The sequence below is a fragment of the Acinetobacter sp. YH12063 genome (assembly GCF_013419715.1).
Classification (GTDB): Bacteria; Pseudomonadota; Gammaproteobacteria; order Pseudomonadales; family Moraxellaceae; genus Acinetobacter; species Acinetobacter amyesii.
Genome location: NZ_VOZO01000012.1, coordinates 75,885 through 102,405, shown reverse-complemented (window position 1 = coordinate 102,405; position 26,521 = coordinate 75,885). Strand labels below are relative to the sequence as shown.

Annotated in this window: 30 protein-coding genes and 1 pseudogene; 13 read left to right on the top strand and 18 right to left on the bottom strand. The window is 39.2% G+C overall.

Annotated elements, in window-relative coordinates; all coding sequences use genetic code 11:
* Nucleotides 1-548 precede the first annotated feature (548 nt).
* The 4 genes from FTU12_RS13400 to ftsY all read right to left on the bottom strand — a co-directional run bounded on the left by FTU12_RS13400 (nucleotide 549) and on the right by ftsY (nucleotide 4,184).
* A complete protein-coding gene (locus FTU12_RS13400; RefSeq protein WP_180063174.1) occupies nucleotides 549-1,226 on the bottom strand; it encodes a DUF2057 domain-containing protein in 678 nt (225 codons plus the stop codon).
* Between the two features lie 182 nt (nucleotides 1,227-1,408).
* The gene (locus FTU12_RS13395) at nucleotides 1,409-2,002 is read right to left on the bottom strand and encodes a nitroreductase family protein (RefSeq protein WP_168379659.1); all 594 of its coding nucleotides are present in this window, start codon (nucleotides 2,000-2,002) and stop codon (nucleotides 1,409-1,411) included.
* Nucleotides 2,003-2,216: 214 nt separating this feature from the next.
* The gene (locus FTU12_RS13390; RefSeq protein WP_180114569.1) at nucleotides 2,217-2,903 is read right to left on the bottom strand and encodes a nitroreductase family protein; all 687 of its coding nucleotides are present in this window, start codon (nucleotides 2,901-2,903) and stop codon (nucleotides 2,217-2,219) included.
* Nucleotides 2,904-3,077: 174 nt separating this feature from the next.
* Complete coding sequence (ftsY, locus tag FTU12_RS13385) at nucleotides 3,078-4,184, bottom strand: signal recognition particle-docking protein FtsY (protein ID WP_180114568.1); 1,107 nt, start codon at nucleotides 4,182-4,184, stop codon at nucleotides 3,078-3,080.
* Between the two features lie 250 nt (nucleotides 4,185-4,434).
* On the opposite strand from ftsY, the pseudogene FTU12_RS13380 reads away from it, so the two are divergent.
* Both FTU12_RS13380 and FTU12_RS13375 read left to right on the top strand, forming a co-directional pair.
* Nucleotides 4,435-5,748, top strand: a pseudogene (locus tag FTU12_RS13380) (M16 family metallopeptidase); the annotation flags it as partial.
* Nucleotides 5,749-5,874: 126 nt separating this feature from the next.
* Nucleotides 5,875-7,443: a pitrilysin family protein gene (locus tag FTU12_RS13375; RefSeq protein WP_180114566.1), complete on the top strand. Its 1,569-nt coding sequence runs from the start codon at nucleotides 5,875-5,877 to the stop codon at nucleotides 7,441-7,443.
* Here FTU12_RS13375 and FTU12_RS13370 read toward each other — a convergent pair.
* Both FTU12_RS13370 and FTU12_RS13365 read right to left on the bottom strand, forming a co-directional pair.
* Complete coding sequence (locus FTU12_RS13370) at nucleotides 7,367-7,690, bottom strand: hypothetical protein (RefSeq protein WP_180114565.1); 324 nt, start codon at nucleotides 7,688-7,690, stop codon at nucleotides 7,367-7,369. The genes FTU12_RS13375 and FTU12_RS13370 overlap by 77 nt on opposite strands.
* Nucleotides 7,691-7,799: 109 nt before the next feature.
* Complete coding sequence (locus FTU12_RS13365; RefSeq protein WP_078188493.1) at nucleotides 7,800-8,159, bottom strand: hypothetical protein; 360 nt, start codon at nucleotides 8,157-8,159, stop codon at nucleotides 7,800-7,802.
* A gap of 222 nt (nucleotides 8,160-8,381) precedes the next feature.
* Between FTU12_RS13365 and FTU12_RS13360 the strand changes: the two genes are divergently transcribed.
* The 4 genes from FTU12_RS13360 (at nucleotide 8,382) to FTU12_RS13345 (ending at nucleotide 10,144) form a co-directional block, all read left to right on the top strand.
* A complete protein-coding gene (locus FTU12_RS13360; RefSeq protein WP_078188494.1) occupies nucleotides 8,382-8,615 on the top strand; it encodes a hypothetical protein in 234 nt (77 codons plus the stop codon).
* Between the two features lie 140 nt (nucleotides 8,616-8,755).
* Nucleotides 8,756-9,133, top strand: coding sequence for a DUF2750 domain-containing protein (locus FTU12_RS13355; protein ID WP_078188495.1), 378 nt, complete (start codon nucleotides 8,756-8,758; stop codon nucleotides 9,131-9,133).
* Between the two features lie 106 nt (nucleotides 9,134-9,239).
* Complete coding sequence (locus tag FTU12_RS13350; RefSeq protein WP_078193901.1) at nucleotides 9,240-9,671, top strand: CBS domain-containing protein; 432 nt, start codon at nucleotides 9,240-9,242, stop codon at nucleotides 9,669-9,671.
* A gap of 197 nt (nucleotides 9,672-9,868) precedes the next feature.
* Nucleotides 9,869-10,144, top strand: a complete 276-nt coding sequence (locus tag FTU12_RS13345; RefSeq protein ID WP_180114564.1) for a hypothetical protein — start codon at nucleotides 9,869-9,871, stop codon at nucleotides 10,142-10,144.
* A gap of 9 nt (nucleotides 10,145-10,153) precedes the next feature.
* On the opposite strand, the gene trpB is transcribed toward FTU12_RS13345, so the two are convergent.
* The 10 genes from trpB to FTU12_RS13295 form a co-directional block, all read right to left on the bottom strand.
* The gene (gene trpB / locus FTU12_RS13340; RefSeq protein WP_180114563.1) at nucleotides 10,154-11,362 is read right to left on the bottom strand and encodes a tryptophan synthase subunit beta; all 1,209 of its coding nucleotides are present in this window, start codon (nucleotides 11,360-11,362) and stop codon (nucleotides 10,154-10,156) included.
* Nucleotides 11,363-11,491: 129 nt separating this feature from the next.
* Nucleotides 11,492-12,679 (bottom strand): VWA domain-containing protein, encoded by a 1,188-nt coding sequence (locus tag FTU12_RS13335; protein WP_180114562.1) that lies wholly within the window; start codon nucleotides 12,677-12,679, stop codon nucleotides 11,492-11,494.
* Between the two features lie 204 nt (nucleotides 12,680-12,883).
* Complete coding sequence (locus tag FTU12_RS13330; protein ID WP_180114561.1) at nucleotides 12,884-13,336, bottom strand: hypothetical protein; 453 nt, start codon at nucleotides 13,334-13,336, stop codon at nucleotides 12,884-12,886.
* Nucleotides 13,337-13,415: 79 nt separating this feature from the next.
* Nucleotides 13,416-14,267: a MoxR family ATPase gene (locus tag FTU12_RS13325; protein ID WP_180011248.1), complete on the bottom strand. Its 852-nt coding sequence runs from the start codon at nucleotides 14,265-14,267 to the stop codon at nucleotides 13,416-13,418.
* A 21-nt stretch (nucleotides 14,268-14,288) separates the two neighbouring features.
* On the bottom strand, nucleotides 14,289-14,672 hold the full coding sequence (locus tag FTU12_RS13320; protein ID WP_078193907.1) for a hypothetical protein: 384 nt from the start codon (nucleotides 14,670-14,672) through the stop codon (nucleotides 14,289-14,291).
* Nucleotides 14,673-14,693: 21 nt separating this feature from the next.
* Nucleotides 14,694-15,002 carry a YcgL domain-containing protein gene (locus FTU12_RS13315; RefSeq protein ID WP_078188503.1) on the bottom strand — a complete coding sequence of 103 codons (309 nt, stop codon included), beginning with the start codon at nucleotides 15,000-15,002 and terminating at the stop codon, nucleotides 14,694-14,696.
* A 124-nt stretch (nucleotides 15,003-15,126) separates the two neighbouring features.
* Nucleotides 15,127-16,269, bottom strand: a complete 1,143-nt coding sequence (locus FTU12_RS13310) for an HRDC domain-containing protein (protein ID WP_180114560.1) — start codon at nucleotides 16,267-16,269, stop codon at nucleotides 15,127-15,129.
* Nucleotides 16,270-16,470: 201 nt separating this feature from the next.
* Nucleotides 16,471-17,067 (bottom strand): recombination mediator RecR, encoded by a 597-nt coding sequence (gene recR, locus FTU12_RS13305; RefSeq protein WP_180056134.1) that lies wholly within the window; start codon nucleotides 17,065-17,067, stop codon nucleotides 16,471-16,473.
* A 12-nt stretch (nucleotides 17,068-17,079) separates the two neighbouring features.
* The gene (locus FTU12_RS13300; protein WP_078188506.1) at nucleotides 17,080-17,409 is read right to left on the bottom strand and encodes a YbaB/EbfC family nucleoid-associated protein; all 330 of its coding nucleotides are present in this window, start codon (nucleotides 17,407-17,409) and stop codon (nucleotides 17,080-17,082) included.
* A 32-nt stretch (nucleotides 17,410-17,441) separates the two neighbouring features.
* Nucleotides 17,442-18,629 (bottom strand): O-succinylhomoserine sulfhydrylase, encoded by a 1,188-nt coding sequence (locus FTU12_RS13295; protein ID WP_180114559.1) that lies wholly within the window; start codon nucleotides 18,627-18,629, stop codon nucleotides 17,442-17,444.
* A 142-nt stretch (nucleotides 18,630-18,771) separates the two neighbouring features.
* Between FTU12_RS13295 and FTU12_RS13290 the strand changes: the two genes are divergently transcribed.
* The 5 genes from FTU12_RS13290 to FTU12_RS13270 all read left to right on the top strand — a co-directional run bounded on the left by FTU12_RS13290 (nucleotide 18,772) and on the right by FTU12_RS13270 (nucleotide 22,951).
* Complete coding sequence (locus FTU12_RS13290) at nucleotides 18,772-19,866, top strand: alpha/beta fold hydrolase (protein WP_180114558.1); 1,095 nt, start codon at nucleotides 18,772-18,774, stop codon at nucleotides 19,864-19,866.
* Nucleotides 19,867-19,883: 17 nt separating this feature from the next.
* Entirely contained in the window at nucleotides 19,884-20,756 is an 873-nt protein-coding gene (locus FTU12_RS13285) for an NAD(P)-dependent oxidoreductase (protein WP_180114557.1), read from the top strand.
* An 88-nt stretch (nucleotides 20,757-20,844) separates the two neighbouring features.
* On the top strand, nucleotides 20,845-21,114 hold the full coding sequence (locus FTU12_RS13280; protein WP_078188510.1) for a YARHG domain-containing protein: 270 nt from the start codon (nucleotides 20,845-20,847) through the stop codon (nucleotides 21,112-21,114).
* Between the two features lie 31 nt (nucleotides 21,115-21,145).
* Nucleotides 21,146-21,559, top strand: a complete 414-nt coding sequence (locus FTU12_RS13275; RefSeq protein ID WP_078188511.1) for an HIT family protein — start codon at nucleotides 21,146-21,148, stop codon at nucleotides 21,557-21,559.
* A gap of 312 nt (nucleotides 21,560-21,871) precedes the next feature.
* Nucleotides 21,872-22,951: a porin gene (locus tag FTU12_RS13270; protein WP_078188512.1), complete on the top strand. Its 1,080-nt coding sequence runs from the start codon at nucleotides 21,872-21,874 to the stop codon at nucleotides 22,949-22,951.
* A gap of 267 nt (nucleotides 22,952-23,218) precedes the next feature.
* Here FTU12_RS13270 and hpaI read toward each other — a convergent pair whose 3' ends face one another.
* Entirely contained in the window at nucleotides 23,219-24,013 is a 795-nt protein-coding gene (hpaI, locus tag FTU12_RS13265) for a 4-hydroxy-2-oxoheptanedioate aldolase (RefSeq protein ID WP_168379673.1), read from the bottom strand.
* A 252-nt stretch (nucleotides 24,014-24,265) separates the two neighbouring features.
* Here hpaI and nfsB point away from each other — a divergent pair, with 252 nt between their 5' ends.
* On the top strand, nucleotides 24,266-24,919 hold the full coding sequence (nfsB, locus tag FTU12_RS13260; RefSeq protein WP_180114556.1) for an oxygen-insensitive NAD(P)H nitroreductase: 654 nt from the start codon (nucleotides 24,266-24,268) through the stop codon (nucleotides 24,917-24,919).
* A 115-nt stretch (nucleotides 24,920-25,034) separates the two neighbouring features.
* Entirely contained in the window at nucleotides 25,035-25,268 is a 234-nt protein-coding gene (locus tag FTU12_RS13255; RefSeq protein WP_078188692.1) for a hypothetical protein, read from the top strand.
* A 338-nt stretch (nucleotides 25,269-25,606) separates the two neighbouring features.
* Here the strand turns inward: FTU12_RS13255 and FTU12_RS13250 are convergent, their stop codons facing one another.
* Nucleotides 25,607-26,461 carry an EamA family transporter gene (locus FTU12_RS13250; protein ID WP_180022723.1) on the bottom strand — a complete coding sequence of 285 codons (855 nt, stop codon included), beginning with the start codon at nucleotides 26,459-26,461 and terminating at the stop codon, nucleotides 25,607-25,609.
* Nucleotides 26,462-26,521: the final 60 nt, after the last annotated feature.

The following is a 26,521-nucleotide window of genomic DNA, read 5'->3' as shown; positions in this document are numbered from 1 at the left end:
AGCGTTCAATCTGAGCCATGATCAAACTCTTCAGTTTAAAATCAATAGTACCTTAAAGGGTACCAATCTTGGCTCATCAATTACTGACAAAAATTTGCTCAAATAAACTTCGAGTAATTTCTACCATTAATCAATGAAAATAATTTCGATCGATCAATCAGTAAAAATCCACACAAGTTGTTCTTCATAATCTCTTAATGATCTTCTTAATGCTTCGTCAGCAAATAAGAAAACAACATCAAACAACTCAAAACCTTATGTTTATAGCTGTCTGCGTTGGTATGCAGCGTATTCTATAGAGTTTCAAAACAAACACAAGCCCCTATCATAGAAATTTCTACGATATTGCGCTTGAATGTATATTTTTTAAACTAAAAGCAATTTATTGCTTATTTAAAGATCAATATATCCGTATATTTTGCTTTATGAAAGACGAATTTTATAATTCTTGGTGATTTTTATATTCTTCAATCTAAAAAGCCCGTAATTCAACGGACTTTTCAAATAACGCGGATTTCAAGAAAACTAATAAAGTTACGAAAGTAACTTTAGTTTGCTTGCTCAGCCAACCAACTCATGAATTTTTGTCGTTCAGCTTTACTAGCCTTCTGCCAAAGCTGAATTAATTGTTGATCTACTCCATTTTGATGAACAGCTATATTTTTTGGAGCAGCTACAGGAACGGCTACGTTCGTTGGCTTTACTGTTACGGATTGTGCATAAACAGGTGCCGGTTGATTTTCTGGCACAGCTTCTTTCTTCGTAAAATCTACGGCATTACCCAATACACCATTGGAGAAAATCGATTTTTGTTCTTTCTTTGCCCCAGCTTGCTGCACAAGTAATTGATTAGATTTGTCATACAACCCAAATATCGGCTGGTCTTTATATTTTTGCGCAGCATCAAAATCTTTTGGTGCATTGACTAGACCCAAACGATACTCTTGACCATCAATCAGTGCTGGAGTACGAATAGCGGCAACACCTGACTTTAATATATCGTGCGAATTATCAGCATGTTGAAAAAATTCGCTATAACGGACCGTTAATACGTTTTCACCTGCATCTAGCTTATATTTCTCGGTAGATCGAAATAAACCACCAGTAACTTCTTGATCATTAACTGCAACTATTTTAATTTCTTCCGGAACAGTCAAAGTTACAGCTGCAAATCCGGCACTACTTAACATCAGCGCTGCAGCAGCAACAGTTAATCTTAAAGTCATCATTATCACTCTTTATCAATTATTTAGTTTCGAATGCACTATGCAATGCATATATGACAATCTTATGACATCTAACAATCACTGTATATTTTGTTTCAAGACATTATTTTGATATTCATTCAAGAATTTTGCATATAAAAAAAGGATGCTCAAAGCATCCTTTTTAATTCATCACACCATCATTACTTGAATGTTTTGAATCGTTCTTCATCTGCAATAAAGGTTTTTTCACCTGCAGGTGCTTCAATCGAACCAAAAACAAGCTGTGCGCGTAGTTTCCATTGATCTGGCACATCAAATGCCGCAGCTGTTTCAGCATCAACAATTGGATTGTAATGTTGTAATGACGCACCAATATTTTTTTCAGCCAAAGCCGTCCAAGTAGCAAATTGAGCAATCGCTGTTGAGTGTTCAGACCATACTGGGAAATTATCTGCATAAAGTGCAAATTGTTCTTGGAGGGCTTTTACTACAGCCTGATCTTCATAAAATAATGCTGTACCAAAACCTGCTGCAAAACTATTAATCTTGCCATTGGTTCCTTCAAATGCATCTGCAGGTACAATTTTACGTAAAGTTTCACGTACGATATTCCAGAATTTTTGATGTGCATCACCAAACAGAATAACGACACGAGACGTTTGAGAGTTAAATGATGACGGACTTAAACGTACTGCATTTTTAATGGTTTGCTCAATTTCATCTTGCGATAAAGTAACGTTATTACCAATAGAATAGATTGTGCGACGTTGTTCGATTTGATTCAAGAATGACATTACAAGACCTCTTTTTATTTTCAATTAGCTGACTAAGTTGAGATTTATAATAGGTGATGTTTTTAACAGTTGCATGACTATATTTACAACATTGTGTCTTATTTCTAGAACAATCAGTTGCAAGCATCTAAATACCTACAACCCACTTACATTCAAATATTGGTTCACAGTCTTTAGGACAGCAGAAATCAAAGCAACCTACAGAACATAGAAATTACTCATAAATTCTAAACTGATCTTGATCTTCTGGTTCTAAACGTTCAGGCGCTTGACCTTCAATTGAACCAAAGACCAACTGCGCACGTAGCAGCCATTGTTTTGAAATATTAAAGTGTTCGGCAACGGCATAATCAATGTGTGGATTATAGTGTTGTAAACATGCGCCTAAACCTGCATCTGCGATCGAAGTCCATACTGCGAATTGAGCCATGCCTGACGTTTGCTCCGACCACACTGGAAAATCTTCTGCACTTAATGGCACTTTCTTTTGTAATTGTTGAATCACAGCTTGATCTTCATAGAAAAGCACAGTTCCCAGGCCAGCTGCACACTGATCTATTTTGAGCGCCACACCTTCAAAAATATAACTCGCAACATTCTTGCGTTGTACGTCTTTTACAATGTCCCAAAATTTTTGATGAGATTCGCCAAATAAAACTACAATACGTGTGCTTTGCGAATTATATGCAGATGGACAACTTCTTACGGATTCTTGAATCAGTTCAGCCAAGTAAGCCTGACTATAATGCACATTTTTTCCAAGCTCATAAATACTTCGACGTTTCTTTAGTTGGTCGACAAATGACGCTTCTACTTCTTGTTCGGTAGTTTTCTTTTTTAATTTAAAATCTTTAGTGATATCCGCAGTCAATACATGACCAATTTTATCGAGTAACGCCACCCTAAACACCCCAAAGCAATTTTTATATATAACAACAATTCCTTACTTATTCTAAGGGTATATCAGGCTAAATTTTGACTATGATTTATTCACATGTTGCTTTTTAAATCAATCAGTAAGCTCAAAAACAAAAAACTCCGCATTTTGCGGAGTTTATGTGACATTTAACGCATTTTATTTATCAGTTTCAAATAATGCTGCGACAAATGATTTTGCTGAGAATGGACGCAAGTCATCAATTTTCTCACCTACACCAATAAAACGAATTGGCACATGGGTACGGCTTGCAATATTGAATAACACACCACCTTTGGCTGTACCATCAAGCTTAGTAATAGTTAGACCTGTAAGCCCTACTGCCTCGTCAAACATTTCAACTTGGTTAATGGCATTTTGACCTGTGCCTGCATCTACCACCAACATCACTTCATGCGGAGCTGTAGCGTCAATTTTTTGCATTACACGTTTTACTTTAGACAACTCTTGCATGAGGTGTCCTTTGTTGTGTAAACGACCTGCAGTGTCTGCAATCAGCACATCTACGCCTTTTGCACGAGCACTTTCAAATGCATCAAAAATAACAGAAGCAGAATCTGCGCCATGACCTTGCGCCACAACGGCAATATTATTGCGTTCGCCCCAAATTTGTAATTGTTCTGTCGCTGCTGCACGGAATGTATCACCAGCAGCCAACATTACTTTTTTACCTTCACCTTGTAGGCGTTTCGCCAATTTACCAATTGTGGTGGTTTTACCCACACCATTCACACCAACAACCAAAATCACATACGGATTTTTATTGCTGTCGATATGTAGCGGTTTAACACGTGGTGCAAGTAATGCCACAAGTTCTTCTTGAAGCGCTTTATACAAAGAGTGTGAGTAAATTAAATCGCCACGTTCAGTACGTTCAGTTAAGTTCGCAATAATCGTTTTGGTTGCATCCACACCAATATCAGCAACCAAAAGTTGCTCTTCGACTTCTTCTAAAAGTTCATCGTCAATTTCCTTCCCACCGATCAGGATATTCACCATACCGTCTGCCAAGTTCTTACGTGACTTTGCTAGACCTTCTTTCATTCGACTAAAGAAGCCGCCTTTCGCCTTCGAGCCTTCAGTTTCTGACTCTGTTTCTTGTAATGGTGCAGCAACGTCTTGCTGTACTTTCGGTGTCTCGATAATCGGCACATTTACCGCAGGTAAACTCGGTAGCGTGACATCGTCATCACCGATATCAGCATCAATCAAAAATTTATTCTGCCCATGAGATTGCTGTTGCATGCCGAATCCTTGAAAAGCACTGCGTTAAAAAAACCGATTCTATCATAAGTTATCTTAAATTGAGTCGATACACGCCTGTCAGAGCGAAGCACACTAAAAAACAACATGTTGAACTTGCAATCAAAATTAACTTTAGGAAAACTAGATAGCTATAAAATGCATTTTAATGGATTCCTTTGTGTCCCATAAAAACAGATTTTCTCCTTGTTTTTTTAAAACTTTATTTCGCTCTGCGCTTCCTATCTGTGTCATCAGCAGTTGCCTTTGGTCTGCACCCAATCTACATGCAGACACACGTACCCAATTAACGCGTAGCACCTTTGAAACCACCCTTAAAAATGGTTTAAAGGTCATTATCCGTGAAGACCACCGTGCACCGATGGTAATGACTCATATTTGGTATCGCGTTGGTAGTAGTGATGAGTCGGGCAATCTATTAGGGATCTCTCATGCACTCGAACATATGATGTTTAAAGGAACCACCAAAGTTCCTAATGATGAATTTACACGTCTCAGCCGTATCTATGGCGGCAGTATTAACGCTGCAACCTTTACCAATTACACCAATTATTATCAGTTGTATCCTAAAGCCTATTTCCCTATGGCGCTGGAGCTCGAAGCGGATCGTATGAGTAATTTACGATTACAACAACAAGATTTCGACCCTGAAATTAAAGTGGTTATGGAAGAACGCAGACAGCGCACAGATGATAACCCTCGTTCTTTGGCTTATGAACGTTTCAAATGGATCTCTTATCCGACCAGTCATTATCGCCAACCCGTCATTGGGCATATGAAAAATCTGCAAAACATCAAATTGGCAGATTTAAAACAATGGTATAAAGATTGGTATACCCCGAATAACGCCATTTTGGTGATTGTTGGTGATGTCGATGCCGAAGCAGCCATTCGTCAAGTTCAAAAATACTTTGGTGATATTCCATCACGTAAAACACCTGATCGTAACGATGTGATGGAATTCGAGCGTGTGGGCTATCGTCATATGGAACTAAATTTACCCGTACAAGTGCCCAATTTGTATATGGCGTGGAATGTACGCTCACTAGCTACCGCAAAAAACCCACAAGATGCATATTCTCTCAATATTATTCGCAATATTTTAGACAGTGGTATTTCATCTCGCCTACAAGACAAACTGGTACGCGATAGAAAATTACTTACGGCTGTAAGTGTTTCTTATGATCCATACAATCGTGGAGACAGCTTGTTTACCATTTCAGCACTCCCTACCGATGGCGTCAAAATGGAACAGGCGCAAAAAGCCATACAAGATGAAATCGACACTTTAAAAACAGAATTAGTCAAAACACCAGAAGTTGAACGTATCACCACACGTTTTGTCTCCAATTTAGTCTATAACCAAGATGACATCAGCAGCCAAGCCAAGACGATCGGTAACTTAGAAGTCAATGGGCTCAGTTTCAGGCTAATGGACGAATTACCAAAATTATATGAAAACGTCAGCGCACAGGATATTCAACGTGTCGCCAATGCGTATTTTGTCCGAGAAAATTTAAGCACCATGTATCTACTTCCAGAACAGACGGAGGTTCCAACAACCTCAAATAAAGCAGATCAAACAGTAAAATCCGCTCAAACGGAAGTTGTTATTCCAGAGCAACAAATCAGCTCAACCCAAAACACAGATAGCGTCTTGTAAGGATTAGTGATGACTATTACGAAAATTTTATCCCTAAGCTTACTCACTGCGTTTGGCTCAATCCTCCATGCAGAAACATATACGGAAAATGTTCCTGACCTCAACGATAATCCGAGCCAATTACAATCTATCCCCATGCTGCAAAGTTTAAAGAATTTACAGATTGATAAAGACTACCGTGCTCCACTTGTTCAAGTGCTGAAAAACCGAAATGGTGTGAAAAGCCTGTTTGTTGAATCGCAAGATCTACCTATGGTGGATATTCAACTGACCTTTAATGCAGGTTCTGCTCGTGATGAAGAAGTCGGAAAAGGCTTCTATGGTGTTGCCAACATGGCTGCACGTTTAATCGATGAAGGCACAGAAAAATACAATGCAACGCAAATTGCCTCGGTTTTTGACCAAACAGGTGCTCAATTTAGCGTGCAAGCACATCGAGATATGTTTGTCGTTCGGCTACGCGTATTGTCTGATCCTAAAAAATTAGAACCAGCTTTAAGTATGATGATGGACGTGATTAAAAATGCGACTTTTAAAAACTCCAGTCTAAACTTAGCACTCAGCAATAACCAAGCTGGTCAGAAACAACTCCAAGAAAGCCCAAGTCGCTTAATGAATATTCGTTTCTATCGGGCTGTATACGGCACACATCCTTATGCAGAACCGATTACGGGAACCAATGGCAGTATCAAAAAAATCACCCCTGACATTTTAAAGAAGTTTCGTGATCAATTTTTAGTTGCTCAAAACATGAATATTGCCATTACAGGTAAACTCAGCAAAAAAGAAGCGCAAAACCTAGCAGAACGTATTTCTGGAAACTTAAAGCAAGGTGAAAAAGCCAAAGCGCTTGCACAACCAGAAGAAAAACAAGGCTTTGATATTATCCATCTTCCCTACAATTCCACCCAAGCCAACGTCATATTTGGACATTTAGGCACCACACGCGATAACAAAGATCGATTAGCCTTAGAAGTAGCCAATCGAATGTTTGGCGGTGGTGGTTTTAACTCGGTCCTCATGCAAGAGCTTCGTGTTAAACGTGGTTATACTTATGGTGCCTATAGTGCATTTAGCTTTAGCCAAGCACCCGGAATCTTTAGTTTTAGCTATGGAACACGTCAAGATCAGCTTATAGATAGTATTCGAGTGGCACATAAGGCTTTTAATGATTATGTCAAAATGCCTATTGATCAAAAACAAATGGAAGAAACCAAAGCAGGCATGCTGCGTGCTTTTCCAAATAATTACAGCAGTAATGCAACGATCAATGCACAGCTTGGTCTATTAGGCTTTTATCAACAAGACCCAGATTATTTGACCCAGTACCCTAAATTATTGGAAAAAATAACTGTAGCTGATGTACAAAATGCGGTTCGTACCTATATGCACCCTGAAAATATGACGGTGATTGTGGTCAGTAAAACCTTAGATAAAAATGAAGTACAGCAGATATTGGAGGAGAATGTACAAGCAGCTCCAACCAAGATAATCCCTGCGACTAAGGCTGTTCCTCTGCCAAAGCCGGAAGTTGATGTGCCCGTACAGACTCCATCTGATAAGCATGCATCAATTTAAGATAAGCACCCACACGGATGCGATCTTGCTGTCTCAGCAACATCGCCATTTCCTGTGTTTCAGGATAACTTTGCTGCAAAGCAAGTCGTGACACGTTTTGGTATTGCTGTACAGAAATAGGACGATATAAGGCAATCACAGCCAATACCAAAATCACCACGATCATGACTGAAACAAAGATATTATAAATTTGCTCTAGCTGTATTTTATATTTGAATTGAATAATTTTTTCTAAATCAATAGTCATACACTACCTCAGGTTCAAAGTAGTGTATGGCTGACGTTCAAGAAGTTCAAGTCACAGCGCTTAAAACTGCATCAGTCCACTGTTTCAGTCTGTGAGTTCGCTAAACAATTTAATGAATAATGGTACGTATCACCGCAAAATAAAGTATCAATGCAATAATCGCCAAAACGATAAATACTGCAAAAATACTCATGCCACCCTCTGCATGCGCAGGATGTAAATCATCATCATCGGCGATTTTGAGTAATTCACCATTGTATGCATTGTAAAATTCTAAGCGCTGTCCCTTATCTAAATCCCGTGTGAAATCATATACACGTTTGCGCTGTGCTAAACCAAAATCCCCTAAATGAATCTCCTGATGAAAAATTGCGTCATCAAGATTGCGACGATGTAGATGTGCCAATTCCACAATTTGCGCTAATGTCGGAGGATAATCTAAAGTTAAACCGTCTAAAACTTTTGTCATTTTACTTCTCCTTATTATCTACAACTTCTTATGTTAGTATTTTACCCATGAAAACAATTGTTCATTGTTTAATCATGTAAACTATAGCAAATTAGAAATACTTACGTGAATAGTTGACAATTCAAGATAATTGTAATATTAGTTTAATAATACTTAGTTATATTAGTTAATAGGGCTAAAGAATGGGCCCTTAATGATCATAATTAGAATAAGGAGTTAAATATGATTCAACAATTCTCTCAACATGAACTCGAACATGTATACGCAAATGCGGTGAACACAATTCAGTCTCAAATGAACTTCAGCGATGCAGTTCACGAATTGGAAGATGCAGCTCGTGCTGGACATGGTAAAGCAGCGTTATTTTTGGCTGAACTTTATTATCAAGGCTTCCGCGTAGAACGTGACTCACTCAAAGCGCAATATTGGCAGAACATGGCCACCTTGCAAGCATAACAAAACGTCACTAAGGTGGCGTTTTTTTACACCCTTCAACTTTTGACTACATAAATTCTTACAATCCAGTTCAAAGCTTACACAGCTTTTTCATAAGAATTTCCTACAATAGGAGCAACATCAACAACACGCTGCATATGATGTCTAAATTAAAGCAATATAAACCTATTCCAAAAGATTTATTTTTCAAAATTAGTATTTTAAAAACCATGATGTACTGTGGAGTCCTTTGGGGTCTCTACCACCAACAAGGTTGGGCAATGACCAGCGATCAAGATCATATTATCTTCCCGTTTTGGCTAAATGGCATTCAAGCGCATAAATATGCCAAAAAGCATTGGCCCAACTACACTCCACGACGCATTACACCAGAAGATTTTGAGGCATCGCTATTACCAACATTGACACGCCTTAAAGTTATCCCTGCGTTGCATAGCTCAAGTCACATTCGTCTCAAGCTCACAACCTCGCAAATGCGTTTATTCTTTTTTAACCAAGATAAGATTCAAATGGCATAAAACCCTCAGTGCATGTTTGACCTCTGCATGCACTGAAAAGTATTTGCTTTTTTCAAATTTCGCGCTAATTTAAATTAAACAAAAACTACTATAAAGGAATGAAAATATGACTACAGTTGCCCAAGTACTTAAAGACAAAGCTTATCAAGAAATTTACACCATCACCCCAGATGCGACTGTACTCGAAGCCATTTCCCTGATGGCACAAAAAGGCATTGGTGCCCTCGTTGTGACCCATGAAGGCACAGTCGTTGGTATTTTGTCTGAGCGTGACTACACACGTAAAATCGCTCTGATGGAAAGAACTTCTTTCGATACCTCTGTCAGCGAGATTATGACGGGAAGTGTTATCACTGTCACAAGTGCAGCGACTGTCGAAGAATGTTTAGAACTCATGACAGATCGCCATTTACGTCATTTACCTGTCGTTGAGGAACAGAAATTGACTGGCTTAATCTCCATCGGTGACCTTGTAAAAGCAGCAATGGATGATCAACGAAAACTGATCGAACAACTTCAACAATATATTTCAGGCTAAACTCAAAAATCCCCCTTGATAAACTTTAAGGGGGAATTCTAAATATCAATAATTTTATATAACTCACAGTTTGTAATGACATACACATTACAAATTAATTACTTTTCTCAATTTCCTTTCTTATGTTGAAACCCGCTTTAGATAAATTAGACCAACTAGATGCCATCATTTTAGAACTATAACGCTTAATGTTTTCGATGAAAGACGATGAGGTGTTGCAAAACTACCGACGCACGATTAATTTAGAGATTGCTTCTGCTGTCGCTGAAATTTTAGATGCAAAGGCAATTATTTATGCACTACATCCTGAGTTAATTCTAATTACATCAAGCCTTGACCACACTTTTTATAAAAATTACGTCAAAAAAAATATCCCAGTTAAAAACTGGGATACTTCGAATATAGATCGGGCTATACAACTGCAAAAGATTTTTGCATCATCAACAGATGATGAGCAACTTAGTCTTTTTTAATGGCAGTAATTAATTTAAACCTAATTTTTCAGCCACATAGTCTGAGTCTTTATCGCCACGGCCTGAAACGTTAACGACAATCTTCACATCTTTGGCAAGATTTGGCGCTTCACGAATTGCCCAAGCAACCGCATGTGAACTTTCTAGTGCAGGAACAATACCTTCCACACGTGAAAGCATCATGAATGCATCTAAACACTCTTGGTCTGTCGCTGTTGTATATTCAACACGGCCTAGGTCTTTTAACAAACTATGTTGTGGCCCCACTCCTGGATAGTCCAGACCTGATGCAATTGAATGCACTGGCAAAGGCTCACCCTGTTCATCTTCAAGGACATAACATGCCATGCCATGAATTTGACTTGGCTTACCCAATGTCAACGTCGCAGAATGCATATTGGTATCTAAACCATGGCCTGCAGGCTCAACGCCTACGAGTTTGACATCGGAGTCATTCAGGAATGCTGTAAATGCACCAACAGCATTGGATCCACCACCCACGCATGCAACGACATAGTCAGGATTTGCACCAAATCGATCATTGGCTTGAATTTTAATTTCATCACCAATAATGGACTGGAAGTCACGAACCATTTTCGGGAATGGATGTGGGCCAACCACTGAGCCAATCGCATAAATAAAATTGGTTGGATCTTTTAAATATTCTTCAAAAGCGCTATCTACTGCATCTTTAAGCGTAGCTGTACCACGAGTGACAGAGATTAGGTTGGCACCTAAAATCTTCATTTTCACCACGTTTGGATGTTCTTTTTCAATATCCACTTGCCCCATGTGAATTTCACATGGAATGCCCACCAAGGCACAAGCCGTTGCCAATGCTACACCATGCTGACCTGCGCCAGTTTCTGCAATCACTTTGGTTTTACCCATGTATTTTGCTAACAAAGCTTCGCCAAGGCAGTGGTTAATTTTATGTGCGCCAGTATGGTTAAGGTCTTCACGCTTGAGGTAGATCTGTGCCCCACCTAATTTGTCAGACAAGCGCTTCGCATAAAACAATGGGCTTGGACGTCCAACATAATGTGCAAACAACTCTTTCAATTCATTTTGAAATTCTTCTGTATGACGAATTTGCTCATAAGCAACATTAATGTCATCCATTGCCTGTTTTAAATCTGGTGGAATGAACTGCCCACCGTATTCACCGAAGAAACCTTCTTCATTAGGTAATGCGATACCATTAATTTGATGATCCATCATATTTCCTTCATGTTGTATGCAAAACAAAGACTTTTAAATACTATCCAATTTTAAAAATAAGAAACAATGCAAAATTGGAGTAAGTAATATAAACATCATTGATAAGAAAAGTATCGTTTTAAAGCTTTAGCGCGCTAAATATTTCGTCATATCTTCCACACCTTTTAGGGTCATCGGGAACATATGATCTTCAAAGATGTGTTTTATCGCAGCTATGGTTTGGGTGTAATGCCAATAACTTTCTTCTTCGGGGTTTAACCATGCTGTTTTATCAAAGTGATTGCGTAAGCGCTGTAACCACACCTGACCCGCTTCATCATTCATATACTCCACAGAACCACCTGCCGAGTTCAACTCATACGGCGCCATACTTGCATCACCGACAACGATGACACGGTAATCTCGACCATAGGTGTTGAATAGATCCCATGTATTCATACGCGTGCTGGAACGGCGAATATTGTCTTTCCATACATAGTCATATAAACAGTTATGAAAATAGAAATACTCTAAGGTTTTAAATTCAGTTTTAGCCGCGGTAAAGAGCTTCTCACATTGGGCAATATGTGAGTCCATAGAACCCCCAACATCAAACAGCATCAATACTTTAATGCGGTTACGTCGTTCAGGAACCAACTGCACATCCAAAATACCTTGTTTGGCCGTTTCACGAATGGTTCCGTCGATATCTAGCTCTTCTGCTGCACCTTGACGGGCAAATTTACGCAAACGACGCAATGCCATCTGCATCTGACGACTACCGAGAATCTGCTCATCATCTAGGTTTCGGTATTGACGTTGTTCCCAGACTTTCACCGCAGATCGTTTACGACCAGGCCCACCGATACGTACGCCTTCAGGATGGTCGCCATAGGCACCAAACGGCGATGTACCACCCGTACCGATCATCCGATTACCACCCTGATGCTTTTTATGCTGCTCGCGCAAACGCTCTTCGAGCATTTTCATCAGTTCTTCTAATGATCCGGCTTTTTTTAATTCTTCTCGTTGTTCAGGTGTTAGATGTTTTTCGATGAGTTCAAGGTCAAACCAATCCTTTGGCAGTTTATGCACCTGATTTAATAGCTCATCCAAATCAAAGGTGGCAATACCGTCAAAATAGTCTTTCATTGCACGGTCGAATTTATCAAAGTAACGTTCATCTTTGACCATGACGGTTTTTGCAAGCTGATAAAATTCATTTTGATCTGCAAAGACTAGCCCTGCTGCCACTGCTTGGTTCAAGTCAATCAATTCACGAGTTGAAACAGGAACACCGTATTTTCGAAGGGTATAAAACAATCGCACAAACATAGGCGAATAAAATCCAATAAAAATTAAATATCAGGAGGTCAAATCCAGTGTGAATGCATGTGATCTTGTTATTTCATCTGCAACTGAGTCTTGCCTTTACATCCACCATTATGAAAAATTGATCCCTACAAGTAAAGCCAAAAGCTTTTACTGCGTGTTCATATACGTTGCCCTATCTTCCCAAAGAAAGGTAAATGACATGATTTATTCACAAGTCGCATTTCTATTTTTAAGCGATTGTTTAAGAGTTTCATATTTGTGCTGAACTTTGAGGCGATCTTGCTGCAACTTTTCAATAGATACGATTTTATGAAAACCTTGATTGTTTTTATAGCGGTTAAAGTCACTTAGATTCAAGATCACAAAATCATAGTATTTCAGCTCGAGTACAGTTGCAGCACAGGTCTTTTGTTGAATGGCTGTGTGAGTTTCGGGATGATCTGATTGATCGATGAGTTTTTCTTTAAGTTGATGTTCTGCAACTCGCGCCCAATACGCATCCTGGAGTAGCTGTTGATGCTGCTGTTCAAACTGAGCATCATCCATCGCATAGCTATACCCAGATAAATACAAGCTCGCAGCCAACAAGAGTACGGTCGGCTTTAATCTCTTAGTTACAGCTATGTGTACTTGAGATAAGTATGCGCTTGTCTGCATAATTCACCTTTATATTTTTTAGTGCTCAAAATAAAAGCCGGATAACCGGCTTTTAAATCTTTTAAAGAATTAATATCAATTAACGACGTGACATAAATGCTAGACGCTCAAGCAATTGCACATCTTGTTCGTTCTTAATCAAGGCACCATAAAGCGGTGGAATTGATTTTGATTTATCTGTGTTGCGTAAAATATCTTCTGGCATATCATCCGCCATCAGCAAACTCAACCAATCAATCAACTCAGAGGTTGAAGGCGGTTTCTTTAAACCCGGAATTTGACGTAATTTAAAGAAGATTTGTAGTGCTTCAGAGACCAAGGTATTTGAAATATTTTCAAAATGTACATCGATGATTTCACGCATGGTTGCTTCGTCAGGGAACTCAATATAATGGAAGAAACAACGACGCAAAAAGGCATCTGGAAGTTCTTTTTCATTATTTGAAGTAATGATCACGATTGGACGTTGTGTTGCCGTAATCGTTTCCCCCGTCTCATACACAAAGAAGGACATTTTATCGAGTTCGTGTAGCAAATCATTTGGGAATTCGATATCTGCTTTATCAATCTCGTCAATTAGAAGCACACAACGTTCTTCACTGGTAAACGCTTCCCAAAGTTTACCCGGCTTAATATAGTTTTTGATGTCATAAACACGGTCATCACCCAACTGACTATCACGCAGACGAGATACGGCGTCGTACTCGTACAAACCTTGTTGAGCCTTGGTTGTAGATTTGATATGCCAAGTAATGAGCTTAAGGCCTAAACTTTCAGCCACTTGTTCGGCTAAAAGTGTTTTACCTGTCCCCGGCTCACCTTTAACCAAAAGTGGCTTTTGCAATGAACGTGCAGCTTTTACTGCAAGTTTTAAGCTATCGGTCGCAATATATTGATCTGTACCAGTAAATTGTTGAGTTTCAACAGACATGACATAACCTTATTTTTTTATTTAAAGCGGTGAAATTTTCTTGTTTACAACGTGCTGTGGTTTCGCTGCATTGTATTTGGTCCAAAAATAGCCGAGGACTAAACCAATACCCACCACAAAGAGAATCAGCGATAGATTCAACCAAACCAATGGCTGATCTTTTGTTAATACACCAAAAATCAAACCAAAAATCGCAGGTGCGATTGCTGCATTTGAACCTTCAGAAACGGTTGGTGTTAATAAAATAGCAAATACAATAAGCCAACCAATGGCACCGATCGTTTTGGGTAAGCGCTTCATCAGCCCATACCAACACAACAAAGCAATTACAGCCCCACCTAGGTAAACCGTAATTGCAATACTGCTTTCAGGAATTGAGTCCAATACCGATACTACACCATTCATTTTCACAACTCCTGAATTAACTTAAGCGCCGCGCAAGCCTTCTGGCTCAACTGCATTTGGGTCAATTAAACCTTCTGGAGGCATTTGAATAAAGAACCCTTTTGTTTCAATTGAATCTAATACATGCAATACGTTCACACGTGCAAGTTTGCGTGATTCACTGAGTTCTAGATCCATGACAAATGTGGCACGACCAAATGCTGTACGTAAAGCATCAGGCATTACTGCAAGCGGATCTGTCGCTTCAGTTTCGTTTTCATTAACTTCAGGACGAGCAATATAAAGATACATTTCATCTTTTTTGCTCGATTTGTAGATAGAACAGTACATAATTGAATCAATACTCATTAAACGCAAGGCAAAGGATACATCAAAAAAAAGACTGATACATTAGTGTTTATTAACGCATCAGTCGTGAATTTGTATAAGTGATAGTTCTTTAATCAATCAGAACTTATTCCAACACTTTCATTTGACCAGAAAGATAACTTTCATCGGCATGCAGCACTTCAATTAAAGGCTTCGTCAGCAAATCATAGCGCCAGCCCAATAGATAGCTCGGTAAATCCTGTTCATCATTATGAAATACCACATGCTGATACAAGGCATTTAACCATTTTTTGCGCATTAAAACTTCTTTAGGCACAGAGGTTTCTTGTACTGCACGCTGAATAACGGTATCGACGCGCGAACCAATATCCTGAGAAGAATGACGAATTGGACGTGCCATACGCAGCGGCCATTCAGCTTGTTCTGGTAAAAACTTCAACAAATCTAAAATAATTTTACCATGCTCACGCACAATGTTCGGACGAATGTCTTTCACCGCGCTCAATTGAAAATTATTTTTTGGATTTTTTTCCACCATATCAATGATGGTTGAGTTTTTAAGAATAAAACTACGTGGCTTATTTAAGGCTTTCACCATTTGCTCACGCCAAACGGCCAATTGCTGAATTTGCATGAGCTGACGACGTGAATGTCGATAATTACCAACATCGTGATACAACAAATGGATCGGCGTTTCAGTGCCGATTTCATATGTTAAATTTTTGCAGTCCTCAAGCACACAATTTAATAAACTTTTCGCAGCCAACTCATTTTGAATCGTTTGGCTTAAATTCATTAAATAATGTACATCATTCGCTGCATAGTTCATTTGCTCGGCACTGAGTGGGCGAGCCAACCAATCTGAACGGGTCTGATCTTTATCAATATCGACATCGAGCATAGTTTTTAAGGCATTTTGATAGCTGACTTGTAAGCCATGCCCTAAAAATGACATCCCAACTTGTGTATCAAAGACATTTTCTAAAGACTTATGCTGTGCATAGTGATAAATCAGGTCGATATCTTCACTACAAGCATGAAAAATGTTTTGCTGAGCCGCAAATAATTTTTGCCAGAATTGGCTTAAATCGAGGGTTGTACCATCAAGTAAATACACCTGATTTTGTACATTAATTTGGAAAAGTCCAAGTTTGGGCCACAGGGTATCTACTTTTATAAACTCGGTGTCGAGTCCGTAAATCGAGCTTTGGTCCATAAGATTTAAAACAGAATTTAAATCTGGCTGATTTTGAATGAATTGATACATAAGTTGCTGAGTCTAATTTTAGATGCTCTATGAGCTTATATTAACTGATATATATTATTTATCTATAAGGAAAAACGTTATTTTAGTGACTTATTTTCTTTATTTGGCTTTTTTATTCATTATAAATAAAAACTTTAATCGTTATTAAGTATAAATAATTAGGTGAAAATTATACAAAGCGAAACGAGTTTCGCTCTATAGTTACTTCATTCGCATTCGGTTATGCACGGCCTGACTTAAGGTATGACTATCCACATATTCAAGCTCACCACCCTGTGGTACACCCTGTGCAATACGGGTCATTTGTATTGGTAAATGTTTGGTCGCTTCAACCAAATAATGTGCTGTCGCTTGACCTTCAACCGTTGCATTGGTCGCCAAGATCACTTCCTGCACTTTACCATCACTTAGTCGTTGAATTAAATATGGGATACCAATTTCGTCGGGGCCAATACCATCGAGTGGCGACAAATGCCCACCCAATACATGATATTTCCCTCTAAAACTGCCACTTTGCTCGATTGCCATGACATCTGCAGGAGATTCAACCACACAAAGCAGTTGATCATCACGCTCTGAAGAGATGCAAATATTGCATACCTCATCTTCAGTCAATGAATGGCAAATGGAACATTCATGAATATAGTTGGTTGCTTCAGTCAAGGCATGTGCCAGACCAACAGCACCCTCCCTATTTTTCATGATTAAGTGCAGTGCCATACGTTGAGCCGACTTTGGCCCAACGCTTGGCAAAATACGCAATGCCTGTACAAGTTGATCAAAACGATCACTAAACATTCAACGTATTCCTTAGAATAAACCTGAAAGACCTGGTGGAAGCCCCATACCAGAGTTTGCAGATTTCAGTTTTTCTTCTGAAATCACTTCAGCTTGACGTGAAGCATCATTCATTGCCGCTGCAATTAAGTCTTCAATCATATCTGCATCATCTTGAAGTAGTTCAGGATTAATTTCGATACGTTTCACTACATGACGTGCAGTCATAGTAACTTTAACCAGACCACCACCTGCTTCAGCGTGAACTTCAACTTGTGCAAGCTCTTCCTTGGCTTTTTTAATGTTGCTCTCAACTTCTTTTTGCATGCGTTGAGCTTGCTGCATGAGCATATTAATGTTCATAAAAATCTCCGAACAAAACTGATGAATTCACTTTAGATAAGATCTAAACCGCGTGAAAGATCGCGAATAATATCATTAATATCTTCTAAACCAACAGATACGCGAATTAAACCTTCGCTAATCCCTGCTGCTTTTTTCGCTTCTGCTGACATTCTGCCATGAGAAGTCGTTGCAGGATGAGTAATTGTTGATTTTACATCACCCAAATTACTTGTAATAGAAAGGAACTTAGTATTATCAATCACTGTCCAAGCGCCTTCACGTTCGCCTTTGGCAACAAACGATACAACTCCGCCAAAGCCTTTTTGTTGCTTTTTCGCCAACTCATGACCTTCGTGATTTGGAAGTCCCGCATAGTACACTTTTTCAACTTTCGGGTGTGCATCTAACCATTCAGCTAAAGTTTGAGCACTTGCACAGTGGGCTTTCATACGTAAGCTTAAAGTTTCTAGACCTTTCAGGAAGATCCATGCATTGAATGGACTCATCGAGTTACCCAGTGTACGAATAACACCTGTAATCTCTTCCATCAATTTTGCACTACCTACAACAGCACCACCGAGCGCACGACCTTGACCATCAATATATTTTGTTGATGAGTAGATCACGAGGTCCGCACCAAATTTAATCGGTTGCTGTAACACTGGTGTACAGAAGGTATTATCGACTGCAAATAATGCGCCATGCGCATGTGCAATATCGGCAATGGCTAGTAAATCACCTACTTGAGCTAATGGGTTTGACGGTGTTTCTATAAACAATAGGCGTGTAGTTGGACGAATCGCTTGTTTCCAAGCATCTAAATCTTCCAAATCAACAAAAGTAACATCAACGCCAAATTTGATGACATATTTTTCAAACAGAGAAATGATCGAACCAAAGACAGCACGTGAACACACCACATGATCGCCAGCTTTCAAATATGCCAAAGTAATTGCGTGTACGCCCGCCATACCTGAACTTGTCGCAACCGCGGCTTCAGCACCATCCAAAACAGCTAAACGTTTTTCGAAAGTTTGTACAGTTGGGTTGGTATAACGTGAATAGGTATTGCCTTCAATTTGACCTGAAAATTTTGCTGCGGCATCTGCTGCACTTTCACAAACAAATGATGAAGTCAGGAAAATTGGCTCGCTATGTTCACCCTCAAAAGTACGAGTATGACCTGTACGAATCGCTAAAGTCTCTAATTGGTATTCGATGTCGTCTTGTTGGCTCATCTGTATTACTCAGTCGCGAAGAACTGCCTTTGTGAAGAATTGCCAATATTTTGAGCGTCTAAGCTATTTAAGGTCAAGGTAAAATACGAAATTATCGCTTAGACTTCGACCAATCCTACAAGGACTTAGGCAATTGACAGTTATGCACCCTTTCAAACAGAAATTTCTAGCGCAGCAAAAGAAAATTAAACACCTGTCTACACGTGTGTTTAATGCAAAATCGCTGGTCCTTTCTCAATCAACACCCTATGAAGTAATTACTGAATATAAACATGCAAAAGTTCGGTATTACGCTTCGCCTGATCGTAAATACAAAGAACCCTTAGTGTTTGTTGCACCACTGGCCATCAATATGGCAATTTATGATTTGTATCCATATCGCTCATTGGTGAAACATTTTCAACACAGTGGCTTTGATGTCTATTTGTTGGAATGGGGAAAGTTGAACTATCAAGATCGATTCTTAAATTTTCTATCGTTTATTGATGATGTGATTCCCCATTGTATAGATCAAATTTGTGAGCATGCAGATAGTCGATACATCTCGCTACATGGTTGGAGTATGGCTGGAGTCTTTGTCACGCTGTATACCGCATTACATCAACCTGAACATGTTAAAAATCTCATGGTGATGGGCGCACCAATTGATAGCTATGCCTCAGGTCGTATCGGAAAGTTATTTCAAAAAACCAATCGCTTGCTTTCACGTAGTAAGAATTTACAAGATACTGTTTACACTGGGAAAATTCCTAAACATTTTATCCATACACCGGGCGTGCTTAATGCGATTGGATTTAAAATCGTCGATCCAATGGGTTGGTTCAAAAGCCAAAAGCAATTTTTATCTAACTTAGATAATCTGCATGACCTGTATGAACATGCAACCATGGGCGATTTTCTCAATCACATGATTGACTATCCGGGTGGCATTAACCAAGACATGGTGTTCAATGTTTGGCTACAAAATCCGCTTAAAAACGGCATTATTCAATTGAAAGATAAAGTTATTCAATTAAAAAATATCCACTGTTCATTGTTGATTGGCGCGGGTTCTAGCGATCAAATTGTTACGGCAGATGCAGCGAGTCCTTTAGGCGAATTGACAAGTAGTCAAGATGTCACGTTTACTCTCATTCCCGGTGGTCACCTCGGCCTGATGTCGAGTCAAAAAAGTGCCAATCAATTTTGGCCAACTTTGACCCAGTGGCTTACACAAAGATCCAGTTTATTGAAATAAAAATTTAGAGGGTAAAGATGATTCAGTCAGTTGCATTTATCGGATTGGGCGCAATGGGTTACCGTATGGCAGCGCACCTACCAAAACAGTTCGACATGGTTTATGTCTGGAATCGAAACTTTACCAAGGCAGAGCAACATGCTGCTGAATTTGGTACGCAAGCGGCTGCTTTAGAACAAGCAGCACAAGCGGACATTATTTTTTCCTGCCTACCCATCAGCCAAGATGTTGAAAATTTAATTGCGAGTGTAACGCTGAAATCAGGCTCGATTTGGGTCGACTGTACCAGCGGTGTACCAGAATCTGCAAAAAAACTCGCTGCTGCCTTAAAGCAGCAAAATATTGCATTCTTAGATGCCCCTGTGAGTGGACAAACCATTGGCGCTGAAACGGGAACATTAACCGTCATGATTGGTGGTGACAAAGTAGCCTTTGAACGTGCATTACCTGCGATCCAAACATTTGGCAAACTGATTAAACATGTGGGTGAACCGGGTGCGGGTTTTGCCGTTAAAGCTGTAAACAACATGTTAATGGCTGTAAATCTTTGTGCAGTTGCTGAAGGATTCACCACCTTAAAAGCGCATGGCGTGGACTTACATGAAGCACTCGATTGTATTAATGCGTCGAGCGGTAAAAGTAATGTGACTGAAACTGTTTTACCGCAGCGCGTACTGAATCGTAGCTTCCCATTAACCTTTGCACTTCCATTACTTGCAAAAGATACGGGAATTGCTGTTGATCTGGTACGACAAGCAAAACTTTCAGCCCCTGTGCTCTCTTTGACGCAAAATTTAATCCAAGCAGCAAGCGATCAAGCTGAAGAAAACAGTGATTTTTCAAGCGCTATGATTATGTATGAAAAATGGAGTAAAATTACAATTGAGTAATAACTCGCCATTGAATAACGATAAATAACCATCATATTGTACTCTAGTGTCATAACACACATTGTTACAAATGACAGAGGAAACTCGCATGAACAAATTTACCCTCGCAACTTTGCTAGGTGCTGTAACTTTAATCGGGGCTTCTACTGCTGTTTTAGCATCTGAGCAAGAATGCCAAAAGTTGAAAAATGACCATGACGTGATTTATGCATCGAAAGGTTTCTGCTTTAAAGATCCTGACGCTAAAGCGAAGTTTGGCAATGACAATTGCTACACAACTAAGCCTAAATTTTCAGAAAAAGAGCAACAACGACTTGACGCGATCAAAGATCGTCAGAAAGAATTGAACTGTAAATAATTACGATTCAATTCGCTCAAGGAATTTAGCAATGACTTATGATGATCAAAATATTTTTGCTCGGATTTTACGTGGAGAACTTCCCGCGTTTAAAGTCTATGAAGATGATCAAGTACTCGCTTTTATGGATGTCATGCCACAGGCCGAAGGTCATACGCTCGTAATTCCTAAAACCCCTGCTATTACGCTACTTGATTTAGATCCAGAAGCGGCTGCTTATACCATTCAGGTTGCTCAAAAAGTTGCGAAAGCAATGGAAAAAGCTTTAGACGTGAAAGGTATCGTATTGATGCAGTTGTCTGGCGCTGCTGCGGGTCAAACTGTTCCGCACGTGCATTTCCACCTAATTCCGACTTCAGTGCATGAATTAGGTAAACATGCCGCACAAATGGGCGATATGGAAAAAATTAAAGCGATTGGCGAAAAAATCAAAGCAGCACTTTAAGTTCAATTGAGTTTAAAGTGATGATCAATGGAGCTTCGGCTCCATTTTTTATATCTACACTATTACGCTAACTATTTTTAGCTTTAAACAACTTAATGTTCAATTCAACTATAAACACTTAATAAATATTCATTTTTATAAATATAAAAACAATTTAAACCAAAAATCACCTTTCACCGTTTTGAAATATTTCCTTAATAGAACTGTCTTATTTGTAATGAATACTTAGCGCCATTAGATAGCGAAATTACTTCTATCCAAGCTACTGATAAAACATATTGATATGACTGGAAAAGTCTTCTGGAGCTTCAAATGAAAAAAACTCTATGTGCATTAGCAATCGGGGCAACAATTCTTACACCAATGATGGCATCTGCTGCAGATGTAAAAATTTATGGCCGTGCACATGTCTCTCTTGACTATCTAGATGATGGTAAAGATTACAACGAAGTTGGTCTTTCTTCTAACGCTTCAAGATTAGGCTTCAAAGTAGATCAAAAAATTAATGATGACCTCAACGTATTCGCTCAAATTGAGCAAGAAGTAAACTTTGCAAGCGGTAGCCAAGACAGCAAAGGTGTAGATTTTTCAACACGTGACACCTTCGTGGGTTTAAAAAGTTCAACTTATGGTCAAGCACGTGTAGGTCGTTTTGACAGCCCATTTAAAGTCGCACGTAGCCCTGTGAACTTCTTCGGTGACATGGTTGGTGACGTTCGTAACGTAACACGTGTAGGCAACTTAAAATTTGATGAGCGTAATGAAAACACCATTGAATATAAATCTCCAAAATTTGGCGGTGGTTTCAATGTATTAGCTGCAATGTCGATGCATTCAGGTACACAAATTGACCGTGAAGCAGATGGCGAAGGTAAAGATGATAACAAAGCCTATGACCTTGCTCTAACCTATAAAGAAGGCCCAATTGATTTTGCAGCAGCATACGAAAAGTATGATGAAAATGCAGCAAACGCAGCAGGTGGCGCAAGTCGAGATGCATTCCGTATTGCTGGTGCATATAAGTTAACTGAAGAATTTAACTTGGGTGCTTTATATCAAATTGCCAAGCACGACAACGATACAGCCAACCCAGATGCTCAAGTTTTTGGTGTAGCTGGTGAATATAAAGTAACGCCTAAAACCTCAGTACGCGGTGAATATTTCTACCGTGACGTCGATGCTGATGATGCTAATGCAAGCTTGATCGGTGTGGGTGTAGAACATAAGTTGGATAGCACTTTACGCGTATATGGCAACCTAGCAACTGTGCTTAACGACAAAAACTCTAAACTCAACCCTTGGAAAGAAGGTCGTAGTTTCGGTAACGGTATTTCAGGGATCGGTGATGAAAATGCAACTGCACTTTCTCTTGGTCTACGTTACGACTTCTAAGCTGCAATATCTCCCCAAAAGACATACTCCGGTATGTCTTTTTTACTCTTAAATTCAAAAAAGAAGAGCAACAAAGATTAAATTATTAGAGAGAAGCAAGTTGAGTTCGCATTTTGCTTCCGACCGGTCAAAGTTGCATCATGAACTATACTCATCTCACTCAAGAACAAAGATATCAAATATACAACTCGTTATGCAGAGGTTTTTCTAAGGCTGTACTAGCTCAAATCTGATCTGACGGTTACCAATTGCTTAAGGCTGTACCGCTTAGTAACCACCTTCTGTTTTCATCACTTGGGTATCTGTTTTATACTTCGATAAAAGCTCACGTAACGAATTCATGAGCACACTGGTGTCGACACCCACGGCAACAAATTCTGTGCCTAACTCGATATACTTCTGAGTCACATCATGCTGTGTCGACAAAATACCTGCTGCTTTACCCGCCTTACGTATACGCTGAATTGCATCAATCACGGTTTTTTGTACTTCAGGATGGTTCGAATTCCCCTGATAACCCATCGTCGCCGACAAATCCACCGCACCAATAAATACCCCATCGATGCCATCAATTTTCAGTATTTCATCTAAGTTTTTAATCCCCTCAACCGACTCTATCTGAATCAGTAAACAGATATTTTCATGTGCAGTTGCATAGTAGTCTGGAATACTGTTCCAACGTGTTGCACGTGCTAATGCTGCACCTACTCCACGAATACCTTCAGGTGGATAACGTACGGCCTTAACCATAAGTTGAGCTTGTTCAACAGTTTCAACCATAGGAATCAGCAAGGTTTGCGCACCGATATCCAACAATTGTTTAATCAGTTGCACACTACCAATTGGAGGTCGAACCACGGCTTGCGAAGGATATGCAGCAATACTTTGCAATTGCGACAATGTCGTCCGCAAATCACTTGGCGCATGCTCGCCATCAATTAGCAACCAGTCATAACCTGCATTTGCAGCTATTTCAGTCCCATAAGCATCGGCTAAACCGACCCACAAACCAATCTGCTGTTCGGTTTTTAATTTTTTCTTGAAATGATTGGTGTAATCCATCGCTGCTGTCTCATGCTTAAACTATGATTAACTACAATTAATTAAACGCCTTTTGGCAAAAACTACCAATAGCATTTATCTATCTTATGATTTTATATAACTCTAATTCGCACTTCATACAGCTTAAATCTGTTAATTTTTAGCCAATGTGTACAGCATATACGACTAAGATCTATCCTTGGAAAATTTTCTCCTTAGACCATTCGGCCGTTTATCCGCTAAACTACAGCAAACTATATCTGGAGATATTCGATGGATCTGTTAAACGTATCAAAACAACGCTATACCACGAAAGCATATAATCCTGCTAAAAAAATTCCGCAGGAACAATTTGAGCGTTTATTACAAATACTCCGTTTAGCACCATCTTCTATTAATATTCAGCCTTGGCATTTTTTTATTGCAGATAATAATGCAGCCAAACAACGCATTGCTAAAGCCTTAGTGGGTAAATATGCCTACAATGCCCCAAAAGTTTTAGATTCATCACATACGATTTTATTCTGTACCAAAGCAGACATCACCACAGAGCATTTAGATAATCTTTTAAATCAGGATGATCGTAGTGGTCGCTTTAAAGATGACAAAGCCAAACAAGGTCAAAAAGACAGCCGTACAGGTTATGTCGATTATTATCGTAATGAAAAAGGTGATATTCAACGTTGGGCTGAAAACCAGACTTTTATTGCTTTAGGTCAAATGCTTTTGGCAGCAGGCATTGAAGGTGTGGATGCAACTCCAATTGGTGGATTTGACGAAGCGATCATCTCTGAAGAATTGGGCTTAGTTGAACAAAACTTGATTCCTTCTGTCCTGATGACTTTAGGCTATCGTAGCGAAAATGATTTCAATGCGAAATTACCTAAATCACGTCTGAATGCTGAAGAAATTTTTACACATCTTTAAGCTTTCCATAAAACCGACGAAAGGGGCAATTTTGCCTCTTTTTTGTCATTTCGGGACTTATTATTTAAACAATTATCGAGTATATTCTGCTCAAAATATACTCAGGTCTCTCCCTATGCCTACAGCTATAAAATTACCCATGAAATTTCATTGCGAAGCGTGCAATACGGTTTATTTACAAAAATATGCGGGCGATATGCTCCATAGCTATCCAAACTGCCCTAACTGTAAACAACCGGGTCAGTTACAAGGCACGATTGAAACTCAAGATTTCCTAAAACACCCCGTTGCAGTGGGTAAATGTTATTTTGAAAATACCTTACAACGTTTTCAACAACTCACGCGTTAACTAAGCTTCTAAAACTAAAAGCCCTCAATACGAGGGCTTTTTTAATAACGACATATTTAGCAACAATGTGAAAATAGAAAATTTATAAATTGGTCTGAACTTTGCTAAATAATTTGAATCAAAACAACAATTCAAGCAGAGGTGGGACATGTCATATTTACTACAAATGCCGATGAAGTTTGAATGCGGTCATTGCCATCAAATGTATCTGCATACTTATCAATATACTGATCATCACTGCCCTGAGTGTCCAACCTGTCGAGATCAAGGACTGCTCATGGGCGTAGCTGAGTGGGATGATTTGCTACAACACCCGATCGTTTTTGCTAAAAGTTATCTTAGACAGACATGGCATATGCTAAGCAAACCACACTCATGATCCCTGCAATCAAACCAAATACGGTTGCGACTCTCAATTTTTCTTTAAAGATGATGAGGCCCGCAACCACACCTAAAACTACAACCAAAATATTCATGCCAGCAAAGACGATTGCAGGTGTGTCTTTAAGCAACATGTGGGCTTTCACATACAGTGCAATATTGGCAAAGTTTAAGAGACCTAAGCCCAATCCAGCGAGGATATTTTTGGTCTGCCCCAAACTGCCGTGTTGTACGATGTTATAAATGCTCGAAAGTAAAAATGCACAAATAAACACCATATTTAAAGTCACCGCAAACTGCATGCCCAAACCTGAGGCAAATTTTAATAGCACATCAATCAGTGAATAGCCTGCCCAAACGCTTAATAAAAATAAAATCCCCTGCTTTCCATCAATGCTTCCCTTACGCTGTGAAAATAAAATCAGCAACACCGCTAGTACACCAAGTGCAATACCAATGAGCTTAATGGCATTAAAATATTCACTGAAAATAAAATATGCTGCGCTAAGAGATAGTACAACAGATAAGCGCTGAGCTAATTCGGTTTTTAAAATACCCGCCGTTTGCAGTGAGCGTGCTAAGCAATAAAAAATCGTCGGCAGTAATACACCCAAAGCCGCAATTAAAACCCACGGCGTTTTATTAATCGAAATATGAGCTAGATCCGGTTTAAACCATAGAAAACATAAAATACTCGCAGATGCATAATTCCATGTGATCATTTGTGCAGGGTTAAAACCCCGATCACGACATAGTTTTAGAATTACTGAAACGAGAACACTGCAAATCGCGGCAGCAAAGATCAATTCCATGACACGCTCTTATTCTTGAGTTGTATTTAAAGCAATTTTTCTAAGTTCAAATCAAAGAAA